Origin of the sequence: Vibrio chanodichtyis (genome assembly GCF_028863985.1) — a bacterium.
GTDB classification, from domain to species: Bacteria; Pseudomonadota; Gammaproteobacteria; order Enterobacterales; family Vibrionaceae; genus Vibrio; species Vibrio chanodichtyis.
The window spans coordinates 271,359-293,205 of record NZ_JARBFT010000003.1 but is presented as its reverse complement, the minus strand read 5'-3'; the positions used below and the strand labels follow the sequence as shown (position 1 = coordinate 293,205).

The following is a 21,847-nucleotide window of genomic DNA, read 5'->3' as shown; positions in this document are numbered from 1 at the left end:
ATTGACTATCAAATGCGCTGTTCAATAATACCGCCACCAAGGCAGACATCATCTTGATAAAATACCGCCGATTGTCCCGGAGTGACCGCCACTTGTGGTTGGTCAAACATCACTTTTATCTGATCATCACTGAGTGGGATAATGGTGCAAGCAATGTCGGTTTGGCGATAACGCGTTTTGACGCTGCAACGCAGCGGCTCGGTGATCGGCATGCGGTTAACCCAATGCAGTTGTGAAGCAATCAAACCCTGCGATTGCAGCAGTGGATGATCGGCACCTTGTACCGCAATCAACACATTGCGCTTGAGATCTTTCTTTGCCACATACCATGGCTGCTCACTACACTCTTTCATTCCACCAATATGCAGACCTTTACGCTGTCCGAGCGTGTGATACATCAAGCCTTGATGTTCGCCAATCACTTTACCTTCCGGAGTCTCAATTTTACCTGGTTGAGCCGGTAAATAGCGAGCTAAGAAGTCGGTAAACTTGCGCTCACCGATAAAACAGATACCAGTCGAATCTTTCTTTTTCGCGGTGATCAGCCCTTGTTCTTCGGCAATGCGGCGTACTTCCGGTTTTTCCAGATCGCCGACAGGGAACAGGCTGCGCGCTACCTGCTCATGACTGAGTGTATAAAGGAAGTAACTTTGATCTTTATTGCTGTCTAAGCCGCGCAGCATTTGTGGTTTTTCACCTGCAGACGGGAAGGTGCGTCGCACATAGTGGCCCATCGCGATGTAATCGGCATCAAGCACTTCATCAGCAAATTCTAAGAAGGCTTTAAATTTGATCTCTTTATTGCACAGAATATCTGGGTTAGGAGTACGGCCGGCTTTATATTCGGCCAAGAAGTACTCAAACACGTTATCCCAATATTCGGCGGCAAAGTTAATGGTATGCAGTGGAATGTTGAGCTTATCGCACACCGCCTGAGCATCGGCTAAATCTTCTGCTGCAGTGCAATATTCTTCGTTATCGTCTTCTTCCCAGTTTTTCATAAACAGGCCTTCCACTTGGTAACCCTGCTGTTTGAGAAGATAGGCTGAAACAGAGGAATCAACCCCTCCAGACATACCGACAATCACTTTTTTTTGGCTGTTTGCGTGCTCTACAGACATCACTTATCTACCACTCAATTAACTTGGAGCAAGATTCTAACAGAAAGAATTTTTCGAGGACAGATCCGCGACCGCAATCACACTTCACTGGCATTGGTTACAATGCTACTAACTCATTGAATCTCTTGTGCTACCAGTGCTATTGAAAAGTTTTCAAATAAAAACCACACGGAGCAAACGTTTGCTATTTTTTCCTCAGTTGCTGCACTACCAGCAGCACGGTAGAATCGGCGCTCTTTTTCTCCTTGACCTCAAGTAACCTTTATGAAATTTCCTGGCCAACGCAAATCTAAGCATTATTTTCCAGTTCATGCGCGTGACCCTTTGGTCATTCAAGCGCAAGAAAATAAAAAGATGGCGCGCACGCATATTATCGGTATTGATCAAACTCTGGTGGATATTGAGGCCAAGGTTGATTCAGCTCTGATCGAGCGTTATGGCTTGAGTAAAGGGCATTCATTAGTGATTGATGATCAGACGGCAGAAGCACTGTATAACGAATTAAAACATCATGGTTTAATCACTAATGAGTATGCGGGTGGTACCATCGGCAATACGCTACATAACTACTCTGTATTGGCTGACGATCGTTCGACGTTACTTGGGGTAATGAGCCAAGATATTAAAATTGGCAGTTATGGCTATCGTTATTTGTGCAACACTTCTAGTCGTGTGGATCTTAACTATTTACAAGGTGTTGATGGTGCGATCGGTCGCTGTTTTGCGTTGATCACCGAAGAGGGTGAACGCACTTTCGCGATCAGCGAAGGGCAAATGAACCAATTACGCCCAGAAAGTATTCCAGAAAAAATATTTGCCAGTGCCTCCGCTTTAGTGATTACCGCTTATTTAGTGCGCTGTAAATCTGGCGATCCGATGCCAGAGGCGACCATGCGTGCCATTGAGTATGCAAAAAAACATGATGTGCCAGTGGTATTAACTTTAGGTACAAAATTTGTAATTCAAGATGACCCACAATTTTGGCAAGAATTTTTACGTGAACATGTCACTGTAGTGGCGATGAACGAGGACGAGGCTTTAGCACTCACCGGTGAAAGTGATCCGCTAGCCGCTTCAGATAAGGCCTTGGATTGGGTCGATTTAGTGCTGTGTACGGCTGGGCCTGTGGGTTTATTTATGGCCGGATACACGGAAGATTCCGCGAAACGTCAAACCTCGTTACCATTATTACCGGGTTCAGTGGCAGAATTTAACCGCTATGAATTTAGTCGCCCAGTGCGTAAAGAGAGTTGTATCAATCCTATTCGGGTTTATTCGCACATTTCGCCGTATATGGGTGGACCAGAGAAGATAAAAAATACTAATGGTGCTGGAGATGCAGCATTATCAGCTTTATTACACGATATGGCGGCCAATAAATATCATAAAGAAAATGTGCCTAACTCGAGCAAGCATCAACATGAATTTTTGACTTATTCTTCTTTTTCTCAGGTGTGTAAATATTCTAACCGTGCGAGTTATGAAGTATTGGCACAACATTCTCCTCGTTTATCGCGCGGGCTTCCTGAGCGTGAAGATAGCCTCGAAGAGGCGTATTGGGAACGATAATAAAAAAGGCTCCATTTCGGAGCCTTTTTTTATAACTAAACGCTTTGGAATAGTTACTTTGCAATTAAATAGCAAAAACGTCCAAAGATTTACCCGCATCGAGTGCTTTTTGAATCGCTAAAGGTGTGCGACCTTGGCCTGTCCAAGTTTTCTCTTCACCATTAGTGTCGATATACTTGTATTTAGCAGGACGAGGTGCGCGTTTGCCTTTGCTGCTTTTGGCTTTCATTTTGGTTTCGCCAGACAGCGCAGAAATAAGCGCTTCTAGGTCAATGCCATCTTTTGCCATTTGTTCTGCAATCGCTGCTAATTTCGCATCTTGCTCAGCACGAGCTGCCATTTCTTCCGCTTCAGCTTCTTTACGCTCTTGAACGACGGTCGTTAATTTATCTAACGCTTCTTCAAGTTGCTCAAAAGTTAGCTCGCGTGCATAAGCACGTAGGCTACGAATATTTAATAAAGTCTTAGTGATTTCCGACATTACCATTTCCTGTTCACAAATTGGATACGAGTTAATATTAAACCTAGCTTATTATTCTGACAAGTTATTCGCTGTAAATAATAATTCAAAATAGTAAGAAAGTAAAAATATAAAAATTATTGAGTAAAAGAAGGTAAAGAACCGTCGTCGCTGTGATTTGTTGATCATCGATTATGCATATAAACATGGTTGCTTGATACTTATCACACCAGTAAATAATATATATGCGATATATCCAGCCTCCGTTTTTTTTTATGAAACGAGTATCTAATAAGTGATTGATTTGCGAGCCGTAACACGAATTTTTCCACGCGAAAGCTAGTTGCATTGCGATTTTTGTTCAGTAAAATAACCACTACCTAATGCGAAAAGCATCTTTGAATGAGCCAAATGAATGGGTCTGATAAGATGGGGGTTTCGCCGTAGAGGCGCGATTACGAAGAGTATCCACAATTGGGGTGATGCCAATCAATGGTGGAGAAAGGCGTTGTCGCCGAAGTCAACTTGCCGATCACAGCAGTTGGCTGGGGTTGCATCAAATAGGTGTAACACTGCCATAGTCTATATTTTTGTTAAACTATGGAGCGCTACTGTAGGGTTGGGTGAAGTGTTCGCTTCCCTTTCGCTTAGTTCAACATAAATTAAGTGGACATGAAGTCGCTTAATTTGTCTGCAGTAGATCTCTAACCATTTTTTTACTGGTTTAGGAAGATCATGAATTTAATCGATTTTGCTTCTTCGCCACTCTCTGTTTTACCACCACTGGTAGCATTGAGTCTGGCTATTATTACTCGTCGCGTACTCCTGTCACTCGGAGTGGGTATTTTCTTAGGTGCTTTACTGTTAGCGGATTATGCGCTCGGCCAATCGGCACAATATATTGCGACTCGAGTCGGCAGTGTATTTATCGAAGATGGTGCGATTAATGCGTGGAATATGAGCATTGTTGGCTTTTTACTGCTGCTGGGCATGATGACCGCTTTATTGACCCTGTCGGGCGGGACGCATGCTTTTGCTCAGTGGGCTCAAGTTCGAGTAAAAAGTAAACGCGGCTCTCAATTATTGGCGGCATTTTTAGGCGTATTCATTTTTGTGGATGACTACTTTAATAGCCTCGCGGTGGGGTCAATTTCTCGCCCAGTGACGGACCGTTTCTACGTTTCTCGCGCCAAATTAGCTTATATCCTAGACTCTACTGCCGCGCCGATGTGTGTTGTGATGCCCGCCTCAAGTTGGGGTGCTTACATTATGACCATTATTGGCGGTATTTTGGTGGCGCACGGGATCGAAGAGTATTCTGCGTTAGGTGCCTATCTACGTTTAGTACCGATGAACTTCTATGCGATCTTCGCTTTGCTGATGGTATTTGTTGTGGTGTGGTTCAAAATCGATGTTGGCCAGATGCGCAAACATGAAATTGCAGCCTCTCAAGGACGGGGATTTGATGAAGATCCGAGTACCGATGCGCCATCGGCTCATCAACTTAATGAAGAGCTCGATATTGAACAAAGCCCGCGTGGCAGTGTATTAGATCTGGTATTGCCGATTGTGTTTTTAGTAGTGGCGACGATCAGTGCCATGATTTGGACTGGCGCGAGCGCGTTAACGGAAAGTGGCAAACCATTTGATATTTTTGGTGCTTTTGAAAATACCGATGTAGGTACCTCACTGGTTTATGGTGGCCTAGTCGGTTTGGCGATGGCGTTTATTACTGTGCTACGTCAAAAGCTGCCAGTTAAGCTAGTGGCTAATACCTTGTGGATCGGCGCAAAATCGATGTTTGGTGCGATTTTGATCCTCATCTTTGCATGGACGATTGGTTCGGTGATTGGTGATATGAAAACCGGCACTTATCTCTCTTCATTGGTGCAAGGCAACATTCAACCTTACTGGTTACCGGTGATTCTGTTTGTTCTGTCTGGTGCGATGGCATTCTCGACCGGAACATCATGGGGCACATTTGGCATTATGCTGCCGATTGCGGGCGATATGGCTGGTGCAACCGATGTGGCCTTAATGCTGCCGATGTTGGGTGCGGTATTAGCCGGATCGGTATTTGGTGATCACTGTTCGCCGATTTCAGATACGACCATTTTGTCATCGACGGGTGCGCGCTGCCACCATATCGACCACGTTGCTACTCAGTTGCCTTACGCATTAGCGGTGGCTTTAGTTTCTGCGATTGGTTATGTGGTACTCGGTATCTTCGCTTCATTGTGGCTGGCGTTAGCGGCGGCATCGGTCAGCTTTGTGTTGATCTGCTTAGTTCTTGCTGTACTCTCGAAAACCAAATTGAGTAAGCAAGTGTCGGTATAATCGACTGAATTCGCTTGTGCTACGAGGAGGTCCGAGGACCTCCTTTTTTGTACATAAAAAACCTACTATTAAAAAATAACCAGAAAAGTATCAATTTGTGGTTGAAAAAACGACTCAGCTTAGTTAGTGTGAATGCAGTTCTCAAACAGATAGAAAATCACTAAGTATGCGTAATTTCGTAATGAACATTCATCATCACCATCATCCCTAAGCTGTCTTTCGGGGAGATGTACGCATACCCGGGGGACTGGAATCTCCCGGAGTTGAAATCAGAGCTACAGCAAGATTCTAACCCTCGGGAGACTAAACTCCCGAGGGTTTTTGTTTTACGCTTTGAAAAAACAAATAAATTCAACAAATTGCCAAGGAAGCATGTTATGCAAACACAACGACTGAGAATTGCGTTACAGAAAAAAGGCCGCTTGAGCCAAGAGTGTCAAGAACTGCTGAAAAAATGCGGTGTGAAATTTAACATCATGGGTGAGCGCTTAGTGGTTCATTCACTGAATATGCCGATTGATCTGTTACTCGTTCGTGATGATGACATTCCTGGATTAATCATGGATGGGGTAGTGGATTTAGGGTTTGTGGGCGAAAACGTATTAGAAGAAACGCGCTTAGACCGCCTTGCGCTTAATCAACCGCATCAATTTATCACCTTACGGCGCATGGATTTTGGTGGCTGTCGTCTTTCGATTGCGATTGAAAAAGATGCCGACTACCGTACTCCGCACGATCTGAATGGTAAACGGATTGCCACCACTTATCCTCAGCTACTCAAAGCGTATATGAATCGCCAAGGGATCGAGTTTAGCACCTGTATGTTAACTGGCTCGGTAGAAGTGGCACCGCGTGCCGGCTTAGCGGATGCGATTGCCGACCTTGTGTCTACCGGTGCAACCTTAGAAGCCAATGGTCTCAAAGAAGTGGAAGTGATCTTTGAATCCAAAGCGACCCTGATCCAGCGTCCTGGCACTTTTGCTGCCGATAAAGCGGCGTTGATCGATAAACTGCTCACGCGGATGCACGGAGTGCAGCAAGCGAAAGAATCCAAATACATTATGTTGCACGCACCAGTAGAAAAACTCTCTCAGATCAAAACATTATTACCTGGTGCTGAAGATCCCACTGTGCTGCCGCTCTCTGCGGATCGATCTAAAGTGGCGGTACATATGGTGAGCTCAGAAAACCTATTTTGGGAAACCATGGAGCAGCTCAAAGCGCTCGGTGCGAGTTCAATTCTGGTGTTACCAATTGAAAAAATGATGGAGTAAAGCGATGAGAACCGTAGTTTGGCACTCTTTGAGTGAAGCTCAGCAACAATCGATTTTACAACGTCCCGCGATAACGGAAGGGGCAAACATCACCGCGGCGGTAGCGCAGGTTGTCGCGAAAGTGCGTAGCGAGGGCGATGCTGCACTGTTTGAACTCACTGAAAAATTTGATCGGGTGAAACCGGCTTCGCTGCGTGTTTCACGTGAAGAGATGGATGCCGCCGCCGCGCGTTTGTCGGAAACGATGAAGCAGGCGTTAGAGCTGGCATACCACAACATCAGCAAATTTCACCAGGCGCAAAAAATGCAGCCAATCAAAGTGGAAACTATGCCAGGCGTGGTGTGTGAGCAAGTGACTCGCCCGATCAATCAAGTGGGTCTGTATATTCCCGGTGGCAGCGCACCGCTACCATCAACCGTGCTGATGCTCGGGGTGCCAGCGCAAATTGCCGGTTGTCGTAAAGTAGTGCTTTGCTCGCCACCGCCGATCGCCGATGAAATACTCTATGTTGCTAAGCTGTGCAACATCGATGAGGTGTACAACTTAGGAGGTGGCCAAGCGATTGCCGCGATGGCCTACGGCACTCAAACGGTGCCCAAAGTCGACAAAATTTTTGGCCCCGGTAACGCCTATGTCACGGAAGCAAAGCGCCAAGTGAGTAACGATTTTCGTGGCGCAGCGATTGATATGCCAGCCGGACCGTCAGAAGTGTTGGTGATTGCTGATGACACAGCAGATGCCGATTTTATCGCCGCTGATCTGCTCAGTCAGGCGGAACACGGGCCAGATTCGCAAGTGGTGCTGGTGACACCATCTCCGGTGTTGGCCGATCAAGTGATTGATGCGCTGCAGCAACAATTGAAAACGCTGACTCGTGCCAGTATTGCCGAGCAAGCTTTGGCTTCCAGTTTGATCATTATTGCCGAATCACTCACTCAAGCGGTTGCGATCTCGAATTACTACGGCCCTGAACATTTAATTGTACAGACGCGCAATCCACGTGAGTTGGTGCCACTGCTTGATAATGCGGGTTCGATTTTCCTCGGTGATTGGTCTCCAGAATCGGTAGGGGACTACGCTTCAGGCACCAACCATGTCCTGCCTACCTACGGTTACACTCGTACTTATTCCAGCCTTGGCCTAGCCGATTTCAGTAAGCGCATGACAGTGCAAGAGCTGAGTGCTGATGGTTTGCTGTTGCTGGCACCAACCGTAGTGACGATGGCGCAAGCGGAAGGGTTAGACGCACACCAACGTGCGGTGACAATTCGCGTGGAAAAATTACAGAAGGCTCAATAAATTATGGAAAAACTGGCTCGTAAACAAGTACAAGGCTTAACGCCATATCTTTCTGCGCGGCGGATTGGCGGCAGTGGTGATGTGTGGCTTAATGCTAACGAATCGCCGTTTAACAATGAATATAAAACCGATTTTGCCCGCCTTAATCGCTACAGCGATTGTCAACCCAAAGCGATGCTTGAGGCTTACGCAAACTATGCAGGAGTGCGTCCAGAGCAAGTGTTGACATCGCGTGGGGCCGATGAAGGGATTGAACTTTTGATCCGAGCCTTTTGTGAGCCGAATCAAGATGCCATTTTATTCTGTCCTCCGACTTACGGCATGTATGCCATCAGTGCTGAAACTTTTGGCGTTGAGCGCAAACGCGTACCGCTGACCGCTGACTGGCAGCTCGATTTGCCAAGCATTGCGGCTAATTTAGATCGGGTTAAGCTGGTGTTTGTGTGTAGTCCAAATAACCCAACTGGCAATTTGGTGCAACGTTCAGACATTATTGAATTACTTGAAATGACCAAAGATCGGGCGATTGTGGTGATGGATGAAGCCTATATCGATTTTTGTCCTGAAGCGTCGACGGTCGATTTGCTCGCCCAATATCCGAACTTAGCGATTCTACGCACCCTTTCCAAGGCCTTCGCGTTGGCCGGATTGCGCTGCGGATTTACCCTAGCGAGTCCTGAGCTGATTAATGTACTGCTCAAAGTGATTGCGCCTTATCCAGTACCGGTACCAGTGGCAGAAATTGCGGTGCAAGCCTTATCTGAACTGGGACTGGCACGTGCCAAATATCAAGTTCTGGAACTTGGCGCTAACCGCGCTTATTTGCAAGTTGGCTTGTCGATGATACCGGGCGTGCAGGTATTTGAAGGTTGGGGTAACTATCTATTGGTCAAATTTGTGGATGGTGATGCGCTGTTCAACGCCGCATGGCAACACGGAATTATTTTGCGTAACTCACCGATTGAAAATTGTGTGCGCATTAGTGTTGGCAACCGCGAAGAGTGTGAGAAAACCGTCGCGTTTATCCGCAACTACTACCAGTAATTGGGTTTTCAGTAATTTGGTTTACAGCAGCGCGTAGCGCGGGCTGCTGATGAAAGGGACATTTATTGTGAGCAAACAACAAAAAATTCTGTTTATCGACCGCGACGGCACCTTAATTGTTGAGCCGCCAGTGGATTACCAAGTTGACCGCTTGGATAAACTCAAACTTGAGCCTTATGTGATCCCAAGTTTGCTTAAGCTGCAAGAGGCGGGTTATCGCTTGGTGATGGTGACCAATCAAGATGGTTTAGGCACTGCCAGTTACCCTCAAGCGGATTTCGATGCGCCACATAATATGATGATGGATATTTTTGCATCGCAAGGCGTTAAGTTTGATCAGGTGCTGATTTGCCCTCATTTCGATCGCGATAACTGCTCGTGCCGTAAACCGAAGCTGGGCTTGGTCAAAGAGTATCTGCAAGGTGGCAAAATTGATTTCAAATCGTCAGCCGTGATTGGCGATCGCAGCACCGATCTGCAACTGGCGGAAAATATGGCGCTGCGTGGTATTCAATACCACCCACAAACCATGGGTTGGCTGGATATTGTTAAAGAACTCACCACCAAGCCGCGGGTTGCCCAAGTGGTGCGTAAAACCAAAGAGACCGATATTCAGGTTCTAGTCAATCTTGACCAAACTGGTGGTAATCAGATTGAAACTGGCTTGGGATTTTTTGATCATATGTTGGATCAAATCGCCACCCACGGCGGTTTCCAACTGCAACTGAAAGTGGTTGGTGATCTGCATATTGATGATCATCACACGGTGGAGGATACCGCCTTGGCTCTGGGGCAAGCGCTGCGTGAAGCGCTGAGTGACAAACGTGGTATTGGGCGCTTTGGTTTCACTCTTCCGATGGATGAATGTTTGGCCCAGTGCGCGCTCGATCTCTCGGGGCGCCCATATTTGAAATTTGCTGCGAGCTTTAGCCGTCCACAAGTAGGCGATCTGTCGACCGAGATGGTCTATCACTTCTTCCGCTCCTTGACCGATACCTTAGCCTGTACGCTACACCTTTCGTCCAGTGGCGAAAATGATCACCACATCATCGAAAGTCTGTTTAAAGCGTTTGGCCGTACGCTGCGTCAAGCGATCACCGTGCAAGGTAACGAGTTACCAAGCAGTAAAGGAGTGCTGTGATGACTCAGAAGGTGGTGATTATTGATACTGGCTGCGCCAATATTTCTTCGGTCAAGTTTGCCATTGAGCGCTTAGGTTATCCAGTGACGATTTCGCGTGATCCTCAGGTGGTGTTAGGTGCGGATAAATTGCTGTTACCTGGGGTTGGCACGGCGAGTGAAGCGATGAAAAATCTCGCTGAACGCGATTTGATTGAACTGGTGAAACGGGTTGAAAAGCCACTGCTTGGTATCTGCCTTGGCATGCAACTGCTTGGCAAATTTTCCGCAGAGAAAGGCCAGCAAGCCGATCAAATGGTCGCGTGTTTAGGTTTGGTCGATGGTGAAGTCCGTTTGCTACAAACAGGCGTTCTGCCGTTGCCACACATGGGCTGGAACACGGTGCAAGCCAAAGCGGGACATCCGCTGTTTGAGGGGATTGCCCGTGACGAATATTTCTATTTTGTACACAGTTTTGCTCTGCCAGTCGGCGATTATACGATTGCCGAGTGTGAGTATGGGCAATCGTTCAGTGCGGCGATCCAAGTCGGCAATTATTACGGGGTGCAATTTCACCCAGAGCGCTCTTCTAAAGCGGGCGCACGCTTACTACAAAACTTTCTTGAACTTTAGGGACAAGCGCTAGCGAACGTTGGCGCAATACAAGGAACCCCAATGATTATTCCCGCATTAGATTTGATTGAAGGTCAGGTGGTGCGTCTGTATCAAGGTGATTACGGACAAGTGACCGAATATAAAGTAGATCCCGCCGAGCAGTTTAATTTGTACCACCAAGCTGGAGCAGATTGGCTGCACTTGGTGGATCTAACAGGCGCAAAAAATACCACAGTGCGTCAACTGGATTTGATTGCTCGCCTACTTGCCAGCACACCGGCCAATATCCAAATTGGTGGTGGAGTTCGCAGCGAACAAGATGTGCTGGATCTGCTGGAAGCCGGTGCGCAGCGTGTGGTGGTGGGCTCTACCGCGGTTAAACAGCCGCAATTAGTCAAAAACTGGATGGAAAAATACGGCGCAGCGAAAATTGTTTTAGCCTTGGATATCAATATTGATGCGCAGGGTGCGCGCAAAGTGGCCATTTCCGGCTGGCAGGAAGATTCCGGCGTGACGATCGAAGCTTTGCTTGATGATTACTTAACGGTCGGTTTACAGCACGTACTGTGTACTGATATTTCCCGAGATGGCACGCTAGCCGGCTCGAACGTGGAGCTGTATAGCGATCTCTGTCGTCAATATCCACAAGTGCAATTTCAATCCTCCGGTGGTATTGGTTCACTGGCCGATATTGAGGCACTCAAGGGCACAGGTGTTGCGGGGGTGATTGTCGGTCGCGCGCTATTGGATGGGAAATTTACTGCGCAGGAGGCATTCGCATGTTGGCAAAACGGATAATACCTTGTCTGGATGTGCGCGATGGACAGGTGGTGAAAGGTGTTCAGTTTCGTAACCACGAAATTATTGGAGACATTGTGCCGCTGGCCAAGCGTTACGCCGAAGAAGGCGCGGATGAGCTGGTGTTTTATGATATTACCGCATCCAGTGATGGTCGAGTGGTGGATAAAAGCTGGGTCGCACGCGTGGCGGAAGTGATCGACATTCCTTTTTGTGTCGCAGGGGGGATCAAATCGGCGCAAGATGCGGCGCGGATCTTGGAATTTGGCGCGGATAAAGTCTCGATTAACTCGCCCGCACTGGCGAATCCACAACTGATCACCGATCTTGCCGACCGTTTTGGCGTGCAGTGCATCGTAGTGGGCATCGACTCTTATTTTGATAAAGAGACAGGCCAATATCAGGTCTATCAGTTTACCGGTGACGAAAGTCGCACTCGTGCCACCCAGTGGCAAACTTGCGATTGGGTGCAAGAGGTGCAACAGCGTGGCGCGGGGGAAATTGTCCTTAATATGATGAACCAAGATGGTGTGCGTAATGGCTATGATCTGCAGCAACTTAATTTAGTCCGCTCAGTATGCCGCGTGCCGTTAATCGCTTCTGGTGGTGCAGGGGCGATGGAACATTTTGCGCAAGCCTTTACCCAAGCCAACGTCGATGGCGCTTTAGCCGCTTCGGTTTTTCACAAGCAGATCATCAATATCGGTGAACTCAAGCAGTATCTACAACAACAAAGAATTGAGGTGAGACGATGACTCCAGCAAGCCCATTTGCCACGCTAAGCGAGCGTATTGACTGGCAGAAAGTCGATGGACTGGTGCCTGCGATTGTGCAGGATTTTCAGTCCAGCCAAGTGTTAATGCTGGGGTATATGAACCCTGAAGCGTTACAAAAAACCCTTGAAACAGAGCAAGTGACTTTTTTCTCGCGCAGTAAACAGCGTTTGTGGACCAAAGGTGAAACCTCGGGCCATGTGTTGCAACTGAAAAATATCGCGCTGGACTGTGACCAAGATACGTTACTGGTCAAAGTGAACCCAATAGGGCCAACCTGCCACACTGGTAGCGTGACCTGTTGGGATAGCGATGCGCAGGAGGAGTCACAAATGGTTTGGCTTCATCAGCTTGAAGCGTTACTGGCTGAGCGTAAACATGCCGACCCTAGTTCCTCTTACACTGCCTCGTTATATGCGAGTGGCACTAAACGTATCGCGCAAAAAGTGGGTGAAGAAGGGGTTGAAGTTGCGTTGGCCGCCACCGCTGGTGATCAAGAGGAGCTGATTGGTGAATCTGCCGATTTGATCTATCACTTACTGGTATTGCTGCAAGATCAAGGCTTAGCCATCAATGATGTGATCAATAAGCTTAAACAACGGCATAAGTAATTGGTAGAAGAGTCTATCCAACTCAACAATAACGCCCCATTATTGGGGCGTTATTCCCTTCCGACTTGAAGCTGCCGAGGTGTTGGTTGCAACGCTAAGCCGTTGGGCTATATCGGGTAGAAGTCAGAGTGTTAAAGCGTCATTTCACGCCATTCACCGGGTTGTAAATCACCTAAATTCCAATCGCCCATCGCGTAACGAATCAAACGTAGGGTTGGAAAACCGATGTGCGCGGTCATACGGCGAACTTGGCGATTACGTCCTTCGATCAAGGTAATAGCTAACCAAGTCGTGGGGATCGCCGCGCGAAAACGTACCGGAGGATTACGCGGCCACAATGTGGGTTCGGGGATGATTTCGACTTTGGCCGGCAAAGTCGGGCCATCTTTTAAGATCACGCCGCGGCGCAAGGCCTCAAGGTCGCTCTCTTGTGGCGCGCCTTCGACTTGTACCCAATAGGTTTTGGGCGCTTTGGATTGCGGCTGAGTCAATCTGGCCTGCAAAATTCCATCATTGGTTAAAATCAGTAGCCCTTCACTATCGCGATCCAACCGTCCTGCGGCGTAGACCTCTTTAATCGGAATATAATCCGCTAACGTGGTTCTGCCATCACCATCAGTGAATTGGCTTAAGGTATCATACGGTTTATTAAACAAAATAACCTTGCGCGCCGCCGCCGTCATTGGATGCGAAGTGGAACGCGTCGTGACAGGCGGCTGGCTGGGCGTGCGCTTGCGATGAGAGCCACTGTGAGCACGAGCCGTTTTTGGGGTTGCAGAACGCTTAAAATGCGCTTTAGTTTTGGCGGTAGCGAGCGCGGCATCACGGGAGGTGTGCGAGGGCATGTTAAGCACCTTGTAAAAATGTCGATAAAATGTATTGAAAGTTTTTCGCAGGGCACAAGTTCAGCTATCATTTGCGCGCCTGAGAAAGGTTTAGCGCACAAGATAATAGACTATTGGCCGTAATTTGTTTAATTATAAATAACCTCACTCAAGGACGAGCTCGCAAGCGGCGCAACGCGATTTAAGCAGCAGATTTGTAAGAGTGACAAGAGAGTACTTAGGAAAAGATCGTACTTAGGCGGGGGATGTTGCCCACTTAAGTGCCGACAGTTACACAGGGTCATGGCATCCCATGACGCTGTTAGAACAGATAGGGAAAGTTCATGCCAACTAATAAGCCTACCATTATTTACACCGTTACTGATGAAGCTCCAGCGCTAGCGACTTATTCATTACTACCAATTATTCAATCATTTACCGCATCATCAGGCATTAATATTGCTACGAGAGATATTTCGTTAGCCGGCCGTATTCTGGCTAATTTCCCTGAATATTTGACCGAGGCTCAGCGGGTTGGTGATGCATTAACTGAACTTGGTCAGCTCGCGCAGATGCCTGAAGCTAACATCATTAAGCTGCCGAATATTTCTGCCTCGCTGCCACAGCTCAAAGCCGCGATTAAAGAGCTGCAAGAGAAAGGCTACGCGCTACCCAATTATCCAGAAGAGCCCAGCAACCCTGCACAAGCAACGATTAAAGCAACCTATGACAAGATCAAGGGCAGTGCGGTAAACCCAGTGCTGCGTGAGGGGAATTCTGATCGCCGTGCGCCAGCATCGGTGAAGAACTATGCCAAGAAGAACCCACACTCGATGGGGGCTTGGCGTCAGGATTCGAAATCCCATGTGGCGAGCATGAGCGAGCGAGATTTTTTTGCCAGCGAGAAATCGCTGACTGTGAGCGGCGCAACTAAAGTCGCGATTGAATTGGTGGGTAAAGACGGCGCGGTGAAAGTGCTGAAAAAGCCCTTTGCACTGCAAGATCAAGAGATCATTGATACCAGTGTGATGAGCAAACAAGCGCTCATTTCGTTCTTTGAAAAAGAGATCGCGGATGCCAAAGCACAAGATGTGCTGTTCTCATTGCATATGAAAGCGACCATGATGAAAGTCTCGGATCCGGTGATCTTCGGCTATGCGGTGAAGGTATACTACAAAGCGGTTTTTGATCAATATGGCCCGCTGTTTGAGCAGCTGGGAGTTGATGTTAACAACGGTTTGGGTGATGTGTACGCAAAAATTCAATCGTTGCCAGCAGCGCAACGCGCAGAGATTGAAGCGGCGATTCAAGCAGTGTACGCCACTCAACCGGCGCTTGCTATGGTCGATTCAGACCGCGGTATCACTAACCTGCATGTACCCAGTGATGTGATTGTGGATGCCTCGATGCCTGCGATGATCCGCACTTCTGGGCAAATGTGGGGGCCCGATGGTAAGCCAAAAGATACCAAAGCGACCATTCCTGATCGTTGCTACGCGGGTGTTTACCAAACCGTGATTGATTTTTGTAAACAACACGGTGCGTTTGACCCAGCTACGATGGGCAGTGTGCCCAATGTTGGTTTGATGGCACAACAAGCGGAAGAGTATGGCTCACACGATAAGACCTTTATTATTGAGGCTGAAGGTGTGGTGCGTGTGATTGACCAAGCGGGTAAAGTGCTGTTGGAACAATCCGTAGCAGCGGGCGATATCTTTCGCATGTGTCAGGTCAAAGATGCGCCAATTCAAGACTGGGTGAAACTGGCGGTCACTCGTGCTCGCGCGTCAAATACTCCCGCAGTCTTCTGGCTTGATCCGGCGCGGGCACATGATGTGCAATTGATCAAAAAAGTGCAGCAATATCTACCCAAGCACGATACCACAGGTTTGCAAATCAAGATCCTCTCGCCCGTTGAAGCAACTCAATACTCACTGCAGCGAATCAAGGCCGGACAAGATACTATTTCGGTGACGGGTAACGTGCTGCGTGATTATCTCACCGATCTGTTTCCGATCCTTGAGCTTGGCACGTCGGCAAAAATGTTATCGATAGTGCCACTGATGAATGGTGGTGGATTGTTTGAGACTGGTGCGGGTGGCTCGGCACCGAAGCATGTTCAGCAAGTTCAAAAAGAGAATTATCTACGTTGGGATTCGCTCGGCGAATTTTTGGCGTTAGCGGCATCGTTGGAGCATTTGAGTGTGGTGACCGGCAATCGTAAAGCACAAGTGCTAGCAGAGACACTCGATAAAGCCACTGGCAAGTTCCTAGATATGGATAAATCACCGGCACGGCGTGTGGGTCAAATCGATAACCGTGGTAGTCATTTTTATCTGGCAACCTATTGGGCACAAGCGCTGGCAGAGCAGCAACAGGATGCAGAATTAGCCGCAGAGTTTGCCCCTATCGCCAAGCAACTGTTTGAACAAGAGGCTAAAATCGTGGCCGAGCTGAATGGTGTGCAAGGCAAGCCTGGTGATCTTGGCGGCTATTATGCCCCTGAGTTTAGCCAAGCTGCAGCGTTGATGCGCCCAAGTGCCACTTTCAACGCGATAATTGATCGCAAGTGATGGCGACATGGTACTAAGCTTTCGTTAAACCAAACCCGCCAAGATTGGCGGGTTTGTCTTATGATTAAATGGTTATTGCCGCTTTGCGTATTGCAAACCGTGGTGCTGATTATCGCTATTTGGTCGCTTGGCCTTCAACCGGCATCACGCAACTGGCGTGGTACCCCTTCGGACCTTGTTCCACTTGATAAGAAACTTGTTGACCGGCTTTGAGTGTACGGTATCCGTCCATTTGAATGGTTGAGTAATGAGCGAAAATATCTCCGTCTTCACCTTCTGGGCAAATAAAACCGAAGCCTTTGGCATTATTGAACCATTTTACTGTACCTGTCGCCATGCTATACATCCCTCATGCATTATCTAACTGATGTTGAAAAGAAAACCCATGTTGTCATGTGACGTTGGTGAGTTCTCAAAGTGAATAGCGATTCAGCCGATGCTGAAACTTAGTCACTAATTGACCAATTTAGACGATGATAGAGCGCAGTCAATAGCATAAACGTATAAAAAGCACACAGTTTGATATGAAAGCTCAATTTTTTAAGGGTAAGTTATATAAATTTGTCATTTACCACGGATACCAAGCATGTTTATCCAATGGATATCGGTGGTGGGAAAGTAAGCAGTCGCCCTTGTGCAGATCACCATTCGCTATGTTTTATTTGCAGCGTTACCATTGCTAGATTAGTCTCTAAAGAAGAGCTGAAATTCACTGCAGAGGGTTAAGATCATGCTCAGTGTTAAACTGACTTGGCTTAGCGCACTTCAGTGTGAAATTGTCGGTGAGCAGTCCTAATATATTGAATGATCATGAGTAAAAATTTTGAATGGGTCTCTCCAGACTTTGATTTACTGGAGCAAGAAAAAACGGCCATCAAGCCGCCATCTATGTATCACGTAGTATTAAACAACGATGACTACACGCCGATGGACTTTGTAATTGAAATACTTGAGCGGTTTTTCGGCATGGATATCGATCGGGCGACGCAAATCATGCTGCAAGTGCATTACCAGGGGAAAGCCATCTGTGGCACATTTACTGCGGAAGTGGCAGAGACCAAAGTGGCTCAAGTTACTCTATATGCAAGGGAAAATGAGCACCCGCTCTTATGCACGATGGAGCAAGCTTAAGCTTGTGTTTTGTGATTGTGGGTTAAGGAGGCTGTATGCTTAACAAAGAATTAGAGTCGAGTTTGAACAGCGCGTTTGCTCGGGCTCGCAATAAAAGACATGAATTTATGACCGTTGAGCACCTCCTACTGGCATTGTTGGAAAATGATGCTGCGCGAGAGGCCCTGCTAGCGTGTCAGGCCGATATTGACATCTTACGCCGCGAGTTGGATACCTTTATTGATCAAACCACACCATTGATCCCTAAAAATGATGAGACTCGTGAAACACAACCGACCTTAAGTTTCCAACGTGTATTACAACGGGCGGTATTTCATGTCCAATCTTCCGGGCGCAGTGAAGTGACCGGCGCTAATGTCTTGGTCGCAATTTTTAGTGAACAAGAGTCACATGCAGCGTATTTACTGAAAAAAAATGACATTAGCCGCTTGGATATTGTCAATTTTATCTCTCATGGCATAAGCAAAGCCTCGAACCATAACGAAGATTCTTCTGGGGATTCGGTTGGCAGTGACAGTTCAGAAGAACTCAGTGCGGATGAACGTTTGGAGAGCTTTGCGACCAATCTTAATCTATTAGCCAAACAAGGTCAGATTGATCCGTTGATTGGGCGAGATCAAGAGCTGGAACGTACCATTCAAGTCCTATGCCGTCGCCGTAAAAATAACCCATTATTGGTTGGCGAGGCAGGGGTGGGAAAAACCGCGATAGCTGAAGGTCTGGCATGGCGCATTGTTGAAGGTAATGTACCGGAAGTGATCCAACACAGCGTGATTTACTCGCTCGATATTGGCTCGCTGCTCGCGGGAACCAAATATCGTGGCGATTTTGAGAAACGCTTTAAATCGATCCTTAAACAGCTTGAAAAAGAGCAAGATGCGATTCTGTTTATCGATGAAATTCATACTATTATTGGCGCGGGGGCGGCGTCTGGTGGTCAAGTGGATGCCGCCAATCTAATCAAGCCTCTGCTCAGTAGCGGTAAGTTGCGCTGTATCGGTTCAACTACCTATCAAGAGTACAATAATATTTTTGACAAAGAGCGTGCTCTTTCGCGCCGCTTCCAAAAAATCGATGTGGTCGAGCCTTCACTGGATGACACGACTAAAATTTTGATGGGCTTGAAAAGCAAATATGAAGCTCACCATGATGTTCGTTACACCAACAAAGCTTTACGTGCTGCGGTTGAGCTTTCCGCTAAATACATTAATGAACGCCATCTGCCGGATAAAGCGATTGACGTGATTGATGAAGCGGGAGCGCGTGCGCGTTTAATGCCGGCCAGTCGGCGTAAAAAGACGATCGGTGTGACTGATATTGAGACTATGGTCGCGAAAATGGCGCGGATCCCGGAGAAATCGGTTTCCTCTTCTGATAAAGATATCCTCAAACATCTTGATCAAAGAATGAAGATGTTGGTGTTTGGCCAAGATCCTGCGATTGATGTATTGACCGAGGCGATTAAATTGACTCGCGCCGGTTTAGGGGCAGAACACAAACCGGTCGGTTCATTCCTATTTGCTGGTCCTACAGGGGTGGGCAAAACCGAAGTCACATTGCAGCTTTCTAAAGTGCTCGGAATTGAGTTGCTGCGCTTTGATATGTCGGAGTATGGTGAACGTCACTCGGTGAGTCGTTTGATTGGTGCGCCTCCTGGCTATGTTGGTTATGACCAAGGTGGTTTGCTGACCGATGCGGTGATTAAACATCCTCATTCGGTCGTGTTACTCGATGAAATCGAAAAAGCTCACCCCGATATTTTTAATTTGTTATTGCAAGTTATGGATAACGGTACGCTGACCGATAACAATGGTCGTAAGGCGGATTTCCGTAATGTGATTTTAGTGATGACCACGAACGCTGGGGTAGCGGAAACGGTCAAAAAATCAATTGGTTTGATCCAGCAAGATAATAGCCATGATGCGATGGCGGAAATCAAAAAGGTTTTCACCCCTGAGTTTCGTAACCGACTGGATCACATCATCTGGTTTAATCGTCTTGATGAGCGAGTGATCCATCAAGTGGTTGATAAGTTTATCGTGGAGCTGCAAGCCCAGTTAGATGGACGGGGTGTTTCTCTAGAAGTCTCAGAAGATGCGCGTCACTGGTTAGCCAACAAAGGCTATGATCGTGAGATGGGTGCACGTCCGATGGCGCGAGTGATCCAAGAGCAACTGAAAAAACCATTGGCTAATGAGTTGTTGTTTGGCTGCTTAGTTGATGGTGGTACCGTCAAAGTCACCTTGAGTAGTGAGCGGTTATCGTTCGAATATTTCGCCACTCGTAAAGAAGTGGTTCACTAACCCAATCAACGACCTCACGCAATATCACACACTCAATAACATAAAGGCACCGTAAGGTGCCTTTTTAATCATGCAAGCTGGTTAATAACGTGATCGCAGTGCTGAATATGCTTGGTATTTAGTTGAGCAAGATAAAAATTGTTCCAGTCAGGGTCATTAAAATATTGGCGATGGCGTAGGTTCCTGCATAACCGAGTGCCGGAATGGTTGATTTGGCATATTCATTGACAATATCCATCGCTGGTGCACAAGTGCGAGCTCCAATAATGGCACCAAACAGTAAAGCTCGGTTCATCTTTAGCAGGTATGCCCCGACTAAATAAGCAAACACTACGGGTACGACGCTGACTAAGAATGCCAGACCAATCACTTGTACCCCGACCTCAGAAAGGTGTTGGAACATTTTGCTACCCGCACTGAGGCCAATTCCGACCATAAAAATCGCTAAGCCTAAGTCTTTGACCATATTGAGTGCCCCTTGTGGTACATAACCAAAAGTCGGGTGGTTGGCGCGCAAAAAGCCTAAGGTGATACCAGATAGCAACAGTCCTACCGCATTACCTAGGCTGAAAGAGACTTGGCCGAAGGTCATCGTGATCAATCCGAACAGAATGCCCAGAATAAAAAAGCTACAAAAAGCAATGAGATCCGCCATTTGGCTATGGACGGAGATAAAGCCGATCTTATCGGCGAGTCCTTTGACTTTGCTTTTTTCGCCACTGACCTGCAGCACATCACCTTTGGCGAGCACAATATCAAGATCCATCGGCATTTCAATTTGTGCCCGTACCACTCGGTTGAGGAAACAGCCATATTCAGAAAGGTTCAGATCGGAGAGCCGCTTACCGGCGATACTGTCACTTTTTACCACGATCTCCTCTTCCGAGATACGCAGGTCGAGTAGGTTACGGTCAAAGACCTCTTTACCGTTACGAAAGCTAGGATCGAGTCGTGCATGGCTATCTGGGAAACCTACCAGTGCAATTTCATCACCTTCTTGCAAAATTGCATCACCATCGGGGTGGGCTAAAATGCCGTGACGACGAATGCGCTCAATATAACAACCGGTTTGACGATAGATGCCTAATTCACGCAAGTTACGTCCATCAATCCAATCGATCAGCTCTGGTCCGACTCGATAAGCGCGAATAATCGGTAGATAGACTTTACGTTGGCTACCAAGACCGCGCTCTTGCGCAATTTGTTGCGCAGAATCAGAGAGGTTTTGTTTTTGTAATTTAGGCAGCAGCTTAGCAAACATGATCATACTGATCAGGCCAATTAAATACGCCATCGCATAGCCGACCGAGACATTATCCAGCACCAACGAGAGATCCATCTGTCGTGGCACGGAGGCCAACCCTGAATTTAAAGCATCTTGTGCACCAACTAGCACAGGGGTTGACGTTAGCGCACCGGCCATCATACCCGCCGCTAGCCCGTAGCCAAGGTTGAGATAATAGCCACCAAAATAGGCAATCGATGTGGCGGTGATCAACACCACCAAACTTAGGATTAGGTAGTGCTTACCATCACGAAAGAAAATGCCAAAGAAATTGGGGCCGGCTTCAATACCGACACAGTAGATAAAGAGCATAAAACCGATGGTTAATGCCTCAGGCGTAAAGGCAAAACCAAGGTGGCCCATGATCAAGGAGGTGATCAATACGCCGATGGAATTGCCCAATTGAAAACTACCAAAACGGATTTTTCCGAACGAGAGACCAATCGCCAAGACCACAAAAATCAGCAAAATAGGATTTTGCTCTAGCAATAAAACGACATCGATATTCACGATTTAACTCAATTTACGTGTGGCAAGAGAGGAAAGAATAAAATTGGGGGAATTGTAGCTGAATAATATAAAAAGATAAGTGAATTTTTGCATTTATGGGTCGGAATCACCATCTAATCGCTAAAAATAAGACAGAGATTTTGTATGCTCCGGTTAATAAAAAGCCTGCAAATGAGCAGGCTTATTAGCAACTAGATTAG

The 21,847-nt window shown here is 47.2% G+C and carries 18 protein-coding genes, 1 riboswitch and 1 other annotated feature; of the genes, 13 read left to right on the top strand and 5 right to left on the bottom strand.

The window, feature by feature from the left end:
- Positions 1 to 8: 8 nt before the first annotated feature.
- Positions 9 to 1,121, bottom strand: coding sequence for a tRNA 2-thiouridine(34) synthase MnmA (gene mnmA / locus PUN32_RS04960; protein ID WP_274722051.1), 1,113 nt, complete (start codon positions 1,119 to 1,121; stop codon positions 9 to 11).
- 264 nt (positions 1,122 to 1,385) lie between these two features.
- Here mnmA and PUN32_RS04955 point away from each other — a divergent pair, with 264 nt between their 5' ends.
- Positions 1,386 to 2,690 carry an inosine/guanosine kinase gene (locus PUN32_RS04955; protein ID WP_274722050.1) on the top strand — a complete coding sequence of 435 codons (1,305 nt, stop codon included), beginning with the start codon at positions 1,386 to 1,388 and terminating at the stop codon, positions 2,688 to 2,690.
- Between the two features lie 64 nt (positions 2,691 to 2,754).
- Here the strand turns inward: PUN32_RS04955 and PUN32_RS04950 are convergent, their stop codons facing one another.
- Positions 2,755 to 3,171 (bottom strand): H-NS family histone-like protein, encoded by a 417-nt coding sequence (locus PUN32_RS04950; protein WP_274722049.1) that lies wholly within the window; start codon positions 3,169 to 3,171, stop codon positions 2,755 to 2,757.
- A 415-nt stretch (positions 3,172 to 3,586) separates the two neighbouring features.
- Positions 3,587 to 3,769: riboswitch (Lysine riboswitch) on the top strand.
- Positions 3,770 to 3,885: 116 nt separating this feature from the next.
- Here PUN32_RS04950 and PUN32_RS04945 point away from each other — a divergent pair.
- The 9 genes from PUN32_RS04945 to hisIE all read left to right on the top strand — a co-directional run bounded on the left by PUN32_RS04945 (position 3,886) and on the right by hisIE (position 13,021).
- Positions 3,886 to 5,487, top strand: a complete 1,602-nt coding sequence (locus PUN32_RS04945; RefSeq protein WP_274722048.1) for a Na+/H+ antiporter NhaC family protein — start codon at positions 3,886 to 3,888, stop codon at positions 5,485 to 5,487.
- Between the two features lie 189 nt (positions 5,488 to 5,676).
- Positions 5,677 to 5,814 (top strand) — a sequence feature (His leader region).
- A 50-nt stretch (positions 5,815 to 5,864) separates the two neighbouring features.
- Positions 5,865 to 6,761, top strand: a complete 897-nt coding sequence (hisG, locus tag PUN32_RS04940) for an ATP phosphoribosyltransferase (protein WP_166013195.1) — start codon at positions 5,865 to 5,867, stop codon at positions 6,759 to 6,761.
- Between the two features lie 4 nt (positions 6,762 to 6,765).
- The gene (gene hisD, locus PUN32_RS04935) at positions 6,766 to 8,061 is read left to right on the top strand and encodes a histidinol dehydrogenase (protein WP_274722047.1); all 1,296 of its coding nucleotides are present in this window, start codon (positions 6,766 to 6,768) and stop codon (positions 8,059 to 8,061) included.
- Positions 8,062 to 8,064: 3 nt separating this feature from the next.
- Positions 8,065 to 9,105, top strand: coding sequence for a histidinol-phosphate transaminase (gene hisC / locus PUN32_RS04930; protein WP_274722046.1), 1,041 nt, complete (start codon positions 8,065 to 8,067; stop codon positions 9,103 to 9,105).
- A 67-nt stretch (positions 9,106 to 9,172) separates the two neighbouring features.
- Positions 9,173 to 10,246 (top strand): bifunctional histidinol-phosphatase/imidazoleglycerol-phosphate dehydratase HisB, encoded by a 1,074-nt coding sequence (gene hisB, locus PUN32_RS04925; protein ID WP_274722045.1) that lies wholly within the window; start codon positions 9,173 to 9,175, stop codon positions 10,244 to 10,246.
- Positions 10,246 to 10,857 carry an imidazole glycerol phosphate synthase subunit HisH gene (gene hisH, locus PUN32_RS04920; protein ID WP_274722044.1) on the top strand — a complete coding sequence of 204 codons (612 nt, stop codon included), beginning with the start codon at positions 10,246 to 10,248 and terminating at the stop codon, positions 10,855 to 10,857. Before hisB ends, hisH begins: the two co-directional genes overlap by 1 nt.
- Positions 10,858 to 10,899: 42 nt before the next feature.
- Positions 10,900 to 11,637 carry a 1-(5-phosphoribosyl)-5-[(5-phosphoribosylamino)methylideneamino]imidazole-4-carboxamide isomerase gene (hisA, locus tag PUN32_RS04915; protein WP_274722043.1) on the top strand — a complete coding sequence of 246 codons (738 nt, stop codon included), beginning with the start codon at positions 10,900 to 10,902 and terminating at the stop codon, positions 11,635 to 11,637.
- Complete coding sequence (hisF, locus tag PUN32_RS04910) at positions 11,619 to 12,392, top strand: imidazole glycerol phosphate synthase subunit HisF (RefSeq protein ID WP_274722042.1); 774 nt, start codon at positions 11,619 to 11,621, stop codon at positions 12,390 to 12,392. Before hisA ends, hisF begins: the two co-directional genes overlap by 19 nt.
- Entirely contained in the window at positions 12,389 to 13,021 is a 633-nt protein-coding gene (gene hisIE, locus PUN32_RS04905; protein WP_274722041.1) for a bifunctional phosphoribosyl-AMP cyclohydrolase/phosphoribosyl-ATP diphosphatase HisIE, read from the top strand. The genes hisF and hisIE overlap by 4 nt, the downstream gene beginning before the upstream one ends.
- A gap of 131 nt (positions 13,022 to 13,152) precedes the next feature.
- Here the strand turns inward: hisIE and rluE are convergent, their stop codons facing one another.
- The gene (gene rluE / locus PUN32_RS04900) at positions 13,153 to 13,866 is read right to left on the bottom strand and encodes a 23S rRNA pseudouridine(2457) synthase RluE (protein WP_274722040.1); all 714 of its coding nucleotides are present in this window, start codon (positions 13,864 to 13,866) and stop codon (positions 13,153 to 13,155) included.
- Positions 13,867 to 14,189: 323 nt separating this feature from the next.
- On the opposite strand from rluE, the gene PUN32_RS04895 reads away from it, so the two are divergent.
- The gene (locus PUN32_RS04895; RefSeq protein ID WP_274722039.1) at positions 14,190 to 16,418 is read left to right on the top strand and encodes an NADP-dependent isocitrate dehydrogenase; all 2,229 of its coding nucleotides are present in this window, start codon (positions 14,190 to 14,192) and stop codon (positions 16,416 to 16,418) included.
- Positions 16,419 to 16,533: 115 nt separating this feature from the next.
- Here the strand turns inward: PUN32_RS04895 and cspD are convergent, their stop codons facing one another.
- Complete coding sequence (gene cspD / locus PUN32_RS04890; protein WP_166013188.1) at positions 16,534 to 16,755, bottom strand: cold shock domain-containing protein CspD; 222 nt, start codon at positions 16,753 to 16,755, stop codon at positions 16,534 to 16,536.
- Positions 16,756 to 17,228: 473 nt separating this feature from the next.
- Between cspD and clpS the strand changes: the two genes are divergently transcribed.
- Both clpS and clpA read left to right on the top strand, forming a co-directional pair.
- Positions 17,229 to 17,549, top strand: coding sequence for an ATP-dependent Clp protease adapter ClpS (clpS, locus tag PUN32_RS04885; RefSeq protein WP_274722037.1), 321 nt, complete (start codon positions 17,229 to 17,231; stop codon positions 17,547 to 17,549).
- 35 nt (positions 17,550 to 17,584) lie between these two features.
- A complete protein-coding gene (gene clpA, locus PUN32_RS04880; RefSeq protein WP_274722036.1) occupies positions 17,585 to 19,852 on the top strand; it encodes an ATP-dependent Clp protease ATP-binding subunit ClpA in 2,268 nt (755 codons plus the stop codon).
- 118 nt (positions 19,853 to 19,970) lie between these two features.
- Here clpA and PUN32_RS04875 read toward each other — a convergent pair whose 3' ends face one another.
- The gene (locus tag PUN32_RS04875; RefSeq protein ID WP_274722035.1) at positions 19,971 to 21,647 is read right to left on the bottom strand and encodes an aspartate:alanine antiporter; all 1,677 of its coding nucleotides are present in this window, start codon (positions 21,645 to 21,647) and stop codon (positions 19,971 to 19,973) included.
- Positions 21,648 to 21,847: the final 200 nt, after the last annotated feature.

What these genes read in the sequence shown, in the direction of transcription:
- clpA (WP_274722036.1), top strand. Translation starts at nt 17,585, where the DNA reads ATGCTTAACAAAGAATTAGAGTCGAGTTTGAACAGCGCGTTTGCTCGG.
- hisG (WP_166013195.1), top strand. Translation starts at nt 5,865, where the DNA reads ATGCAAACACAACGACTGAGAATTGCGTTACAGAAAAAAGGCCGCTTG.
- rluE (WP_274722040.1), bottom strand. Translation starts at nt 13,866, where the DNA reads ATGCCCTCGCACACCTCCCGTGATGCCGCGCTCGCTACCGCCAAAACT.
- PUN32_RS04945 (WP_274722048.1), top strand. Translation starts at nt 3,886, where the DNA reads ATGAATTTAATCGATTTTGCTTCTTCGCCACTCTCTGTTTTACCACCA.
- clpS (WP_274722037.1), top strand. Translation starts at nt 17,229, where the DNA reads ATGAGTAAAAATTTTGAATGGGTCTCTCCAGACTTTGATTTACTGGAG.
- PUN32_RS04955 (WP_274722050.1), top strand. Translation starts at nt 1,386, where the DNA reads ATGAAATTTCCTGGCCAACGCAAATCTAAGCATTATTTTCCAGTTCAT.
- cspD (WP_166013188.1), bottom strand. Translation starts at nt 16,755, where the DNA reads ATGGCGACAGGTACAGTAAAATGGTTCAATAATGCCAAAGGCTTCGGT.
- hisD (WP_274722047.1), top strand. Translation starts at nt 6,766, where the DNA reads ATGAGAACCGTAGTTTGGCACTCTTTGAGTGAAGCTCAGCAACAATCG.
- hisH (WP_274722044.1), top strand. Translation starts at nt 10,246, where the DNA reads ATGACTCAGAAGGTGGTGATTATTGATACTGGCTGCGCCAATATTTCT.
- hisC (WP_274722046.1), top strand. Translation starts at nt 8,065, where the DNA reads ATGGAAAAACTGGCTCGTAAACAAGTACAAGGCTTAACGCCATATCTT.
- PUN32_RS04895 (WP_274722039.1), top strand. Translation starts at nt 14,190, where the DNA reads ATGCCAACTAATAAGCCTACCATTATTTACACCGTTACTGATGAAGCT.
- hisF (WP_274722042.1), top strand. Translation starts at nt 11,619, where the DNA reads ATGTTGGCAAAACGGATAATACCTTGTCTGGATGTGCGCGATGGACAG.
- mnmA (WP_274722051.1), bottom strand. Translation starts at nt 1,121, where the DNA reads ATGTCTGTAGAGCACGCAAACAGCCAAAAAAAAGTGATTGTCGGTATG.
- hisA (WP_274722043.1), top strand. Translation starts at nt 10,900, where the DNA reads ATGATTATTCCCGCATTAGATTTGATTGAAGGTCAGGTGGTGCGTCTG.
- hisIE (WP_274722041.1), top strand. Translation starts at nt 12,389, where the DNA reads ATGACTCCAGCAAGCCCATTTGCCACGCTAAGCGAGCGTATTGACTGG.
- PUN32_RS04950 (WP_274722049.1), bottom strand. Translation starts at nt 3,171, where the DNA reads ATGTCGGAAATCACTAAGACTTTATTAAATATTCGTAGCCTACGTGCT.